The sequence below is a fragment of the Metabacillus litoralis genome (assembly GCF_020524045.1).
Lineage (GTDB): Bacteria > Bacillota > Bacilli > Bacillales > Bacillaceae > Metabacillus > Metabacillus litoralis_C.
This window is the reverse complement of the sequence record NZ_JAIVKL010000034.1, coordinates 1-12479: the sequence shown is the minus strand read 5'-3', so window position 1 is coordinate 12479 and position 12479 is coordinate 1. Positions and strand designations below refer to the sequence as shown.

The 12479-nt window shown below is 37.1% G+C and carries 10 protein-coding genes and 1 tRNA gene; 1 reads left to right on the top strand and 10 read right to left on the bottom strand.

The genetic code is table 11. From position 1 onward, the window contains the following. Nucleotides 1–288: 288 nt before the first annotated feature. The 10 genes from LC076_RS23635 to LC076_RS23590 all read right to left on the bottom strand — a co-directional run bounded on the left by LC076_RS23635 (nt 289) and on the right by LC076_RS23590 (nt 11241). On the bottom strand, nt 289–1272 hold the full coding sequence (locus LC076_RS23635) for a nuclease-related domain-containing protein (RefSeq protein ID WP_226671567.1): 984 nt from the start codon (nt 1270–1272) through the stop codon (nt 289–291). Between the two features lie 269 nt (nt 1273–1541). Continuing rightward, nucleotides 1542–2834: a phosphopyruvate hydratase gene (gene eno / locus LC076_RS23630; RefSeq protein WP_226671566.1), complete on the bottom strand. Its 1293-nt coding sequence runs from the start codon at nt 2832–2834 to the stop codon at nt 1542–1544. Nucleotides 2835–2848: 14 nt separating this feature from the next. After that, nucleotides 2849–4384 carry a 2,3-bisphosphoglycerate-independent phosphoglycerate mutase gene (gene gpmI, locus LC076_RS23625; protein WP_226671565.1) on the bottom strand — a complete coding sequence of 512 codons (1536 nt, stop codon included), beginning with the start codon at nt 4382–4384 and terminating at the stop codon, nt 2849–2851. Next, entirely contained in the window at nt 4381–5136 is a 756-nt protein-coding gene (tpiA, locus tag LC076_RS23620; protein WP_226671564.1) for a triose-phosphate isomerase, read from the bottom strand. The genes gpmI and tpiA overlap by 4 nt, the downstream gene beginning before the upstream one ends. A gap of 267 nt (nt 5137–5403) precedes the next feature. Then, nucleotides 5404–6588, bottom strand: a complete 1185-nt coding sequence (locus tag LC076_RS23615) for a phosphoglycerate kinase (protein ID WP_226671563.1) — start codon at nt 6586–6588, stop codon at nt 5404–5406. Nucleotides 6589–6830: 242 nt separating this feature from the next. Beyond that, nucleotides 6831–7838, bottom strand: coding sequence for a type I glyceraldehyde-3-phosphate dehydrogenase (gene gap / locus LC076_RS23610; protein WP_204955649.1), 1008 nt, complete (start codon nt 7836–7838; stop codon nt 6831–6833). Nucleotides 7839–7952: 114 nt separating this feature from the next. Further along, complete coding sequence (locus LC076_RS23605; protein ID WP_226671562.1) at nt 7953–8972, bottom strand: sugar-binding transcriptional regulator; 1020 nt, start codon at nt 8970–8972, stop codon at nt 7953–7955. Nucleotides 8973–9116: 144 nt separating this feature from the next. Further along, the gene (locus LC076_RS23600; protein WP_226671561.1) at nt 9117–9350 is read right to left on the bottom strand and encodes a glutaredoxin family protein; all 234 of its coding nucleotides are present in this window, start codon (nt 9348–9350) and stop codon (nt 9117–9119) included. Nucleotides 9351–9552: 202 nt separating this feature from the next. Beyond that, nucleotides 9553–10845 (bottom strand): RNA polymerase factor sigma-54, encoded by a 1293-nt coding sequence (rpoN, locus tag LC076_RS23595; protein ID WP_226671560.1) that lies wholly within the window; start codon nt 10843–10845, stop codon nt 9553–9555. 320 nt (nt 10846–11165) lie between these two features. After that, nucleotides 11166–11241, bottom strand: a tRNA-Arg gene (locus LC076_RS23590). A 341-nt stretch (nt 11242–11582) separates the two neighbouring features. On the opposite strand from LC076_RS23590, the gene clpP reads away from it, so the two are divergent. Then, entirely contained in the window at nt 11583–12176 is a 594-nt protein-coding gene (clpP, locus tag LC076_RS23585; RefSeq protein ID WP_226671559.1) for an ATP-dependent Clp endopeptidase proteolytic subunit ClpP, read from the top strand. The last annotated feature ends 303 nt before the right edge of the window (nt 12177–12479 follow it).

The window sequence follows — 12479 nt, the reverse complement described above, 5'->3', positions numbered from 1 at the left end:
GTTAAACTGTAATTGAGTCATTTTTATTCCTCTTCTCTTTGTTTATCGTCGTTGAAAACATTGTTGACAAGAAGGAATAAAATGACTCTTTGTTTTTACACAATTATATGGACTTAATCCATTTTGTCACTCTATCCTAAGCGGAAATTAAATTTATCTTCGATTCTTGAAAAATATCAACGGTTTTTCTAATTTATCATCGATTATGCGAATTTATCTTCGATTTTCAGAATTTATCTTCGATTAGACTATTTTCGACAAAACTCTCACAAAGCAACACCTTCTATATTACAAATATTTAAGAGGTGTTAAATCATATTGGCGATTTTTATTTGCTCCTGAGTATTTGAGATTCAAGCCATGTAATAACCGATTAGCCGTGCTGGATGAATTCAAAAGAAGAAAATCTCTTGCTTCAGAGTTCTTGATGGTTGGTTTTATTAAAAGTGAGTAATCTTTTAAGGCCTGTACATGAGCCAATTTGTCTTTATTTTTGCATTGGGGGCAATACCAATTTGCCTTTATCCTTTCTAAGGGCAGATACTCACAATGAGGACAGATCACCCCTTTCCTTAATTCATGCTCATTTATTTGATATCTTTCTAATACATTGGTTTCTAACGGTGAATGCTGCTTGATGAGACTTTTGAGGATTTTTTTCATATCTTTTTCATCGAGAGTTTCAGATGTGTGAGAGTGAGATTTTTCGATTTGCTTGATTTTCATTGGAAGATCTTCTTTGTGGATGACTTTTTGATTAATGAAGTGGCTATTTGGGGAGGTACGGATAATACTTTGAGAATGGCTAATGACAACTAGCGTGGCAAGCTTAAGGTTTGGGAGTTTATTGAGTTTTAACCATTCTTGAAACAGAGCCGCTTGTCTGTCTAGCTGTGTTAGTGGATAGGAATAACCTTTTTCGACGCCGTCTTTTGTTTGAATCAGTTGCTTGAATTCCTGATCAAAGTAAATGGTTCCAGAGATATTTTTCACCTCAATAAGAATGACAAGCTTTTTGGTGAAAATAAGGGTGTCAATTTGAAAGTAATGTGATTTTGTCTGTAGTCTTAAACCATGGAAGATAAAATAGTCCTTTTCGTTTAGAAAACTAAGTGGATAGTCGATTGCTTTTTCACCCTGGTAGCCTGCGGTTCTTATTCTGAGGTCTTCGGTAATAGTGGGGATTTTATGTTGATGAGTTTTCGGGATTCTTTGAAGCAAAGCAGCTAATTTCGGGATGATATCTGGTATTTGATGGTCTTTTTTGATCATTTTCTCACTCCATTTTGTTTTGTCGCTTTAATATACGCTATCTCAGGGTGGATATCCTGCTACTCGTTGAGAGAATTTTAACTTTATCGGCGATTCTGCCGATTTATCTTCGATTTTTCTGATTTATCATCGATTATGTAAATTTATCTTCGATTTTCCGGATTTATCTTCGATTAGACTATTTTCGACAAAAACCGCCCCCGCATCTAGCCGCAAACCAAACCAACAAAAAAACTGCCACACCCAGTGTGGCAGCCCCTTAACTCAAATTACTTCTTCAAGTTATAGAAAGTTTTAATTCCATCATATTTTGCTGCATCAACAAGTTGATCTTCGATACGAAGAAGTTGGTTGTATTTCGCAACACGGTCAGTACGTGATGGAGCACCTGTTTTAATTTGGCCAGCGTTTGTTGCAACAGCGATGTCAGCAATTGTGCTGTCTTCTGTTTCACCAGAACGGTGAGAGATTACTGCTGTGTAACCAGCGCGTTTTGCCATTTCGATTGCATCAAATGTTTCAGTAAGTGTACCGATTTGGTTAACTTTGATAAGAATTGAGTTAGCAATTCCTTTTTCGATACCTTCAGAAAGTTTTTTCGTGTTTGTAACGAATAAGTCATCACCAACAAGTTGAACTTTGTCGCCAAGGCGCTCAGTTAATAGCTTGTGACCATCCCAGTCGTTTTCGTCTAATCCATCTTCAATTGAGATGATTGGGTATTTAGAAGCCATTTCAGCATACCAGTCAACCATTTCTGCAGATGTTTTAACAACACCTTCACCTGAAAGATGGTATTTACCGTCTTCTTTGTTGTAGAACTCAGAAGAAGCAGCATCCATAGCAAGCATAACTTGCTCACCTGGTTTGTAACCAGCTTTTTCGATAGCTTCGATGATTGTTTGAAGAGCTTCTTCGTTAGATCCTAAGTTAGGAGCGAATCCACCTTCATCACCTACAGCCGTGTTAAGGCCTTTACCTTTTAATACAGCTTTTAAGCTATGGAAAATTTCAGCACCCATACGTAGTGCTTCACGGAAGTTTTCAGCACCTACTGGCATAACCATGAATTCTTGAATGTCAACGTTGTTATCAGCATGCTCTCCACCGTTAACGATGTTCATCATTGGTACTGGAAGAGTTTTCGCGTTGAATCCTCCAAGGTATTGGTATAAAGGTACTTGTAGGAAATCTGCAGCAGCACGAGCAGCAGCCATAGATACACCAAGGATTGCGTTAGCACCTAATTTACCTTTGTTTTCTGTTCCATCAAGCTCGATTAATGCTTGGTCGATTGCAACTTGATCAGTTACTTCGAAACCAAGTAATTCTGGAGCGATTAATTCGTTTACGTTTTTAACAGCTGTTAAAACGCCTTTTCCTAAATAACGGTCTTTGTCACCATCACGAAGCTCAACTGCTTCATATTCACCAGTTGAAGCACCACTTGGTACTAATGCGCGACCAAACGCACCTGATTCTGTGTGTACTTCTACTTCTACTGTTGGGTTACCGCGTGAGTCTAAAACTTCGCGTGCATAAACGTCTACAATGTATGGCATTTAATTTCTCTCCTTTATTTTTGAATTAATGTAGTACCAGTCATTTCTGCTGGTTTGTTAAGGTTTAATAAATCTAGCATGGTTGGAGCTAAGTCTCCTAAAATTCCACCATTTCGAAGTGTTACATTTTCCTCTGTTACGATAACAGGAACAGGATTTGTTGTATGAGCAGTCATTGGCTCACCTTCTAATGTAACCACTTCATCTGAATTACCATGATCAGCTGTGATAATTGCTTTACCGCCTTTAGCGATAATGGCATCAACGATTTTCCCAAGGCATTCATCAACCGTTTCGATTGCTTTAATTGTTGGCTCAAGCATTCCTGAGTGACCAACCATATCCGGATTTGCAAAGTTTAAAAGAATCGCATCAAATTTATCAGCTTCAATTTCTGCTAGTAACGCGTCCGTTACTTCATAAGCACTCATCTCAGGCTGAAGGTCATAAGTTGCAACCTTTGGTGAGTCGATTAAAATTCGCTCTTCACCAGGAAATTTTTCTTCACGTCCACCACTCATAAAGAAGGTAACATGCGGATATTTTTCAGTCTCAGCAATACGAAGCTGTGTTAAATTATTTTGCGCTAACACTTCACCAATTGTGTTATCAAGGTTCGTTGGTTTGAAAGCTACATATCCTTTAACTGTTTCACTAAAGTGTGTTAAACACACAAAGTGTAAGTTTCTCGGATGCTTTTCACCACGATCAAATGAACGGAAATCTTCATTAGTGAACGTATTGGAAATTTGGATGGCACGATCTGGACGGAAGTTATAGAAAATAACTGCGTCATCATCATTAATCGTTGCAACTGGTGATCCATCTTCTTTTGTCATAACAGATGGAAGCATGAATTCGTCGAAAATCCCGTTTGTATAAGAATCATCGATACATTCCATTGGATGACTGTAAGTTGGGCCTTCACCGTAAACCATTGCACGGTATGATTTTTCTACTCGGTCCCATCGCTTGTCGCGGTCCATTGAGTAGTAACGTCCAGATAATGTCGCAATTTCCCCGACACCGTATTCTGTGATTTTTTGTTGTAATTCATTCACATACGTTTTAGCAGTTTTTGGACCAACATCACGTCCATCTAAGAAGCCATGAATGTACACATTTTCTACGCCTTCTTTAGCTGCAAGCTGTAGAAGAGCATATAAATGCTGAATATGACTATGAACTCCACCATCTGACACTAAACCAAAGAGATGAAGGTTTTTACCTGTACGCTTTACATGGTTAATTGCTTCCGTAATGGTTTCATTTTTTTCAAATTCACCTTCACGAATCGCAACATTTACACGTGTTAAGCTTTGATAAACAACACGACCTGCTCCAATGTTTAAATGACCTACTTCAGAGTTACCCATTTGTCCTTCTGGAAGACCAACAGCCTCACCTGAAGCGATTAATTCAGCATGTGGATATTGATTCCAGTAACGATCAAAGTTAGGCTTTTTAGCTTGTGCCACTGCATTACCCATTGTTTCTTCTCGAACGGCAAAACCATCAAGGATGATTAATGCAACTGGTGCCTTACTCATTTGTTTGCCTCCACAAGTTGAAGGAAAGATTGTGCCTCTAAGCTTGCTCCACCAACTAGTGCACCATCGATATCAGGCTGTGCCATATATTCTTTAATGTTAGCAGGCTTAACACTTCCACCGTATTGGATACGAACAGCTTCTGCTGCATCTGTAGAGAATTGCTCTGCTACAACGTTACGGATATGCGCACAAACTTCATTAGCATCTTCTGCAGAAGAAGATTTACCAGTTCCGATTGCCCAAATTGGCTCATAAGCGATAACTGTTTGTTTCACTTGATCTTCAGATAAACCTTGTAAAGCTTGTTTCACTTGGTTTCCTACAAGATCATTTGTTTTTCCAGCTTCACGCTCTTCTAACGTTTCACCACAACATACGATTGGAGTTAATCCGTGTTTGAAAGCAGCTAAAGTCTTTTTGTTTACTGATTCATCTGTTTCAGCAAACATTTCTCTACGCTCTGAGTGACCTAACACTACATAGCTTACACCGATATCTTTTAGAGCTACTGGACTAATTTCACCAGTGAAAGCACCGTTTTCTTCAAAGTGCATATTTTGAGCACCGATTTCTAAGTCTGTACCTTTAGTAGCAATAACTAAGCTTTCTAAAAATAGTGCCGGAGCACAAACCACTGAGTCAACACTTTCTGTTGAAGGTACTAGACCTTTTACTTCTTCAATAAAGCTTTTTGCTTCAGAAGAAACTTTGTTCATTTTCCAGTTACCAGCAATAATTGGCTTTCTCATGTTTACACCGTCCCTTTTTTTACAATCATTCTTTTTCATTAACACCAAGAAGTCGCGACTAATCTTGACATTATTAAAATTGAAGACTGTCTTTTTTATTTAGGCTGTTTTCGTTAAACTTTGTTGTTTTTTTACAACTCAAGGTAAACAGCACTTTATCAAGCATGGTGGCATCTTTTCTTAATAGAATTGGACTTATTATGCAAAAGAACAATGTTTAAATTGCAATATTAAGGCAATTAGCAACAATCTTTCAGAAAAGAGCCTTTATTTATCGTTTAATGCTAAAACGCCTGGAAGTACTTTACCTTCCATGAATTCAAGAGATGCTCCACCACCTGTAGAGATGTGGCTCATTTTATCAGCCAAGTTGAACTTTTCTACAGCGGCAGCTGAATCTCCTCCTCCGATAACGGAATATGTATCATTTGCCTCAGCTAATGCTTCTGCAACTGCTTTTGTACCACCTGCGAATGCATCTAATTCGAATACACCCATTGGTCCGTTCCAGATAACAAGTTTAGAGTTTTTGATTACGTCAGCGTAGATTTCACGAGATTTCGGACCACAATCAAGACCTTCCCAATCACTTGGAATGCTGTCGATTGATACGATTTGTGTGTTTGCATCATTTGAAAAATCATCTGCTACAACAATATCAACAGGCATGTAGAAATTAACGCCTTTTTCTTTCGCTTGATCAAGGAAAGATTTTGCTAAATCAATTTTATCTTCTTCAAGTAGTGATTTACCAACATCATGTCCTAAAGCTTTGATGAATGTGTAAGCTAATCCTCCACCGATGATTATATTATCTACTTTATTAAGAAGATTGTCGATCACACCGATTTTGTCTTTTACTTTTGCTCCACCGATAATAGCCGTGAAAGGACGCTCTGGATTAGATAATGCTTTACCTAATACTTCAAGCTCTTTTTCCATTAAGAAGCCTGCAACTGCTGGGATATGTTTTGCAATACCTTCAGTTGAAGCATGTGCACGGTGAGCAGCACCAAATGCATCATTTACATAAACATCAGCTAAATCAGCAAATGCTTTTGCTAATTCTGGATCATTTTTCTCTTCACCAGGGTAGAAACGTACGTTTTCTAAAAGGAGAACGCCGCCTTCTTCTAGTTTTGCAATTTCAGCTTTAACAGATTCACCATAAGCTTCATCTGTTTTCACAACATTTTTGCCTGAAAGTTCTTGAAGCTTTTCTGCAACTGCATTTAAGCGAAGCTCTTCAACAACTTGACCTTTAGGACGACCTAGATGACTTGCTAATACAACTTTAGCACCTTGCTCACTTAAATATTGAATTGTTGGTAAAGCTGCACGAATACGTGTTTCATCTGTTACTTGTCCATCCTTCATCGGTACGTTAAAATCAACGCGACAAAAGACGACTTTCCCTTTAACATCAATGTCTTTAACTGACTGTTTGTTCATGAAAAAGCCCTCCTAATTAGATATGCGGAAGCGCCTGTTTCAGCCCCGACAAGCACAAGACGAGCCTCACAGAAAGATGTTCTTTACCTTTCATTGAGAATTGGCTTGTGACCTCAAGGAGCTAGGCGCTACAGCTCGACACCAAAAAGCCCATATTTCTAAAAAAGGGAAAGGGGATGCTCCCCTTTCCCCGTTTTCTTACATTATACAGTTATTCTTGCTTGTTATCTTCTTTTAAAGAATTAAAGTCCTTTAGAAGCGATGTAGTCAGCAAGATCTACTACACGGTGAGAGTAACCACTTTCGTTATCATACCAAGAAATTACTTTAACCATGCTGCCTTCCATAACCATTGTTGATAAAGCATCGATTGTAGAAGAATTTGGGTTACCATTGTAATCTCCAGATACTAATGGATCTTCACTGTATCCAAGGATACCGCTTAATTCACCTTCAGCAGCTGCTTTGAATGCTTCGTTAATTTCGTCAACAGTTACTTCTTTATCTAATTCAGCAACTAAGTCAACTAAAGAAACGTTAGGAGTTGGAACACGCATTGCTCCACCGTTTAATTTACCTTTTAATTCAGGTAATACTAGAGAAACAGCTTTAGCAGCACCCGTTGTAGTTGGGATGATGTTTTCAGCTGCCGCACGAGCACGACGGTAGTCTTTATGTGGTAAATCTAAGATTTGTTGGTCATTTGTGTAAGAGTGAACAGTTGTCATCATTCCACGTTTGATACCAAATTTGTCGTTTAATACTTTAGCAAATGGAGCTAAACAGTTCGTTGTACAAGAAGCGTTAGAAATTACATCGTGGCTTCCTGCATCATATTTATCTTCGTTAACACCCATTACGATTGTGATATCTTCATCACTAGCTGGAGCTGAGATGATAACTTTTTTAGCCCCTGCTTCAATGTGTTTTGCAGCGTCTGCACGTTTTGTGAAGAATCCAGTAGATTCAACAACGATATCAACACCTTGAGCTCCCCAAGATAATTTAGCTGGGTCACGCTCTGCTGAAACTTCAATTGTTTTTCCGTTAACAACTAAGTTGTTACCGTCAACTGACACTTCTGCATCTAACTTTCCGTGTACAGTATCATATTTTAAAAGGTGAGCTAACATATTTGCATCTGTTAAATCGTTAACTGCAACTACGTCAACGTTAGGATTTTTTAATGCTGCACGGAAAACATTACGACCAATACGACCAAAACCATTAATACCGATTTTTACTGCCATGATTAATTTCCTCCTTTAATTTTGTTCTTCGGTTATGTACCTTTGAACAATACTATCATAAGTTAGTTTGTTTCCCTCTCGTAATGAAAGGCAAACATATATAATCAGGGAGTATTAGTCCCTTATTAACTCGTTTGCTGCTCCTTCATCTGTAATAAGAACAGAATCTAAAGCCTGTTTCATGTAAGCTTGGATTGCCTTTGCTTTTGACGCACCACCTGCAACCGCGATTACATTTGGTACCTCTTCAATGTCATCAAGCTGAATCCCTACAGTTTTCACTTTATGTACAATGTCGCCCTCTTGATCAAAATAATAGCCAAACGCTTCTGCGACAGCATTTCCATCTTGAATCTTCTGGAAATCTACATCCGGTGTTTTCCGGCGCTCTGCCATTGTTTTAGCGTCTCCTATTCCATGAACAACCATACTTGAGGATTTCACTATAGCTAAAAGCTCTTTAATTGAGGGTTCTTCAATAATTGATTGATAGGCATCTTTACTAAGCTGATCTGGAACATGGAGAAGTCGATAAATCCCACTTGCACGCTCTGCCATCTTAGCACAGATCGTATTTGCTTGATTTTCCACTGTTTCGCCTAAGCCACCACGAGCAGGAACAAAAAGAATTTCGCGATTTTTACTATCAGGTGTCATCATCTCAGCTACAGCAGCAAGTGTTGTACCACCAGTAACAGCGACGATATTTTTACCGATTAATCGCTCTTTTATACATGTTACACAAGCTCTTCCCATTTCTTTTTTTACCCATGGTGAGTCATCACTATTGCCTGAAACAACTATTACTCGATTTAGATTAAACTTCTTTTTTAATTTTTCTTCCAAAGAAGATAACCCTAAAACATCTTTCATCATTTCTTCTAGAAGCTTTAGTGATGACGAACCTTCATCAGTTAAAGTCATGCCAGAGGTGTGAATATCGATTAAATTCTGATCTTTCAGAAATTGAACTTCATTCCTTAAGATCCGTTCACTTAACCCAAGGCTAATTGAGAGACTTCTTCTTCCAATAGGTTGCATCAATCTTATGTATTGAAGAATTTGATAACGTTTTTGCATAACCTGTAGTAGGTCTGGCAATAATTTTTTCTGTACTTCTATTAATGATTTCATTTTGCCATCCCTTTCTGAGCCGGCATGGACTTCATTCGTCCCACTGAGACTTATTATGTCCCACCTTCTCAAAAAAAAATCTCCCTGCTACAATTTCATTTTAACAGGGTAAATTTGCTTATTCAAGAAATCTTTCTCTACTTTTTAAAGTAAACGCTTTCTTATTACATCTTTATCCAAAATTCCATAAGAAACGATCTCTTCATCAATTTTCACAACAGGAATCATAATTTGATAAAGTTCTAATAACGCATCATCTTTATAAATATCGATAACTTCATACTGAAAAGAAACTTCTTTTTGAATTGCTTTTAACACGTCTAATCCCTTATCACATAGTGGGCAATTTTCTTTAGAATACAAAATCACTTTTTTCATATTGTCAGGCACATCCATTTCAGGTTTTTTACAAAGACTGTTTTCGTAACTTTGTTGCTTTTATACTTGATGGAAACAGCAATATATAAAGTCTATTGGCATCTTTTCTTTTAGAATAGTTTCATTTATGAAATGAAAACATTATTTCTAACCCAGAAATAGGTCAATTAGCAACAATCTTTCAGAAAAGAGCCTTTACAAATTAATATTCTTTCCTAACTGCAGAGGTGGGAATATTTAATTGCTCTCTATATTTTGTCACTGTTCTTCTTGATATTTTAATATCATAATCTGTTTTTAATAAGTTCGCTATTTTTTGATCTGATAATGGCTTCTTTTTATTTTCAGTAGCGATCATTTCTACGAGTTTTATTTTCACAGATGCAGCAGACACATCGCCTTTTTCTTCATCTAATTTGGTTGAAAAGAAAGTTTTCATACTAATAAGACCATGGGGTGTTTGCACATATTTATCTTTTACTGCTCTACTTACAGTAGATTCATGGATTTCGAGTAAATCAGCGATGTTTTTCAATGTTAATGGCTTTAAAAAGCTTTTTCCCTTAAGAAAAAAATCTTCTTGTTTATCCACAATCACCTTCATCACATTGATCATTGTTTCTTTTCTTTGCTGTATTGCTTTTTGTAGCCATTTTCCTTGTGTTAGTTTCTTAGAATAATAATCTTTCATTTCTGTTTCATCATTTGTTGCGTGATCTGTTTGTAATGGATGGTGGATAATGAGCTGTGGCATTAATTCATCATGATAAACAATATGAAGATGATTATTCACTATCTCAATGGTCATATCTGGTGTCACATAGGTGAGATCATCACTCTCATATTTTAGACCTGGTCTTGGTTCTAGCTTCTTAATAAGATCAAGCACCTCTTGAATATCAACTAATTTAGTTTTTATCTTTTTAGAAAGATCCTTCCAAGATTTTTCTGCAAAAGCCTGAAAGTGTTCTTCAACAATTAATTCAGCTAAGGAATTTCGTACTGGTAAACGACGTAGCTGTAACAAAATACACTCCTGCAGCGAGCGTGCACCAACACCAGCAGGTTCTAAACTCTGCAAAAAGTATAATTTACTTTCAAGATACTCCTCAGTCACATCTAAAACAGGTGCAAGTTCTGTAAGAGAATCCTTTAAATAACCATTCGAATCAATTGCATGAATTAATAAATGCAAACAATCCATTTCCTTTTTCCCAAGGTGAAAATCAATAAGCTGTGATCGTAGATGTTCACGTAAACTTGTTTTTTCCTTACAAGTATTTTCAATGAAAGCTTGTTTATCTGAATGTTTACTTACTTTTCTGTATGGAGATCGAAAGTTTTCTTTTACTTCGATTAGTGGATTTTCCATTGATAATTCATGGACATAGGAAAGAAGATCAGCTGAGGAATATTGTAATAAAGCAATAGCTTGCTGTAACTCTTGAGTCATATTTAATTTTAACGACTGTTCTTGAATTAACCCAATTCTCATTTTGTTCCCCCCTGTTTCTATTTTACACGAAAATGATAAGAAGTGTTATTGAGGATCACCTCTTTGGTAAGCGTTTACATTTTATTTTACTAGTTTACTATTTGTTTGAAGATTTTTAACCTGTCAAATCCTTTCGAAGATCTTGATGTTAGTACATTACTATGTGGAAATCGATAAAAGATGCACTAAAATTGAGCGTCGCGGAAAAGAGGTACATCCACATGCATGCTCTTTATAAACAAAACTTATGAAAACAGCTAAACTAAAAAATAACAAGAGCCTGAGATCCACTCAAGTCCTTGCTATTTTTAGCTTTTTGACGCGCTCGGAGGGATTCGAACCCCCGGCAGACGTGGTACCGGAAACCACCGCTCTATCCTACTGAGCTACGAGCGCACTATATCTATCAATACCTGAAAATTATACGGCAACTTTCCTTTAATTTCAACTGTCTTTTTATCCCTATCTGTTGAGATAGATTAGATCATTCAACAGTAAACGAACATTTCAATCAACGGTTTGAAATATAGAAAATTTGGGAATCATGTTTACATGTTATGCTTACGAAGTACATATACATACATAGAAAGATTGCCTAAGTTAAAAAGATCAAATGCATCGTGCTTTTCGTTTGACCTTTATTGACCATAGTTGTATGATGGAAATACATAAGTAATACAAATCTATGTGCTGTTCTAATTAGAACACATCTTTCTTATCATGAAGGAGGAATAATAATGAATTTAATCCCTACAGTTATTGAACAAACAAATCGTGGAGAACGTGCGTATGACATTTACTCTCGTCTATTAAAAGATCGTATCATCATGCTTGGAAGCGGTATTGATGATAATGTAGCAAACTCTATTGTATCACAATTACTATTTCTAGAAGCAGAAGATCCTGAGAAGGACATCTCAATCTACATAAACAGTCCTGGTGGTTCGATCACTGCTGGTATGGCAATTTATGATACAATGCAATTCATTAAGCCAAGTGTATCTACGATCTGTATCGGTATGGCTGCATCTATGGGTGCATTCTTACTTGCAGCTGGAGACAAAGGTAAACGTTATGCACTTCCTAACAGTGAAGTGATGATTCACCAACCATTAGGTGGAGCACAAGGTCAGGCAACTGAAATCGAAATCGCAGCTAAGCGTATCCTTTTCTTGCGTGACAAATTAAACAAAATCCTTTCAGATCGCACTGGTCAACCACTAGATGTGATTGAAAAAGATACAGAACGTGATAACTTCATGACAGCAGAACGCGCTTTAGAGTACGGTTTAATTGATAAGGTATTAGATCGTAATACGTTAAATAAATAATTAGTTACGATGGAACGGAGCCATTGCCTTTGGGTAATGGTTCCGTTTTTTAATTAAGCTGGGCGTTATTTTTGATGAGGGTTTTTGTCGAAAAATGTCTAATCGAAGATAAATCCGGAAAATCGAAGATAAATTTCCAGAATCGTTGATAAATCCGAAAAATCGAAGATAAAATCAAAAAATCCTTTTAAGCCCCCTTAATCACTTGGACACGAAAATCGATAAAGAGTACAATCTTTTTAACCGAAGATGATCGATAAAGGTGGTGAGGGAATGGCTAAGAAGAAGATCGAACTTTTTGAG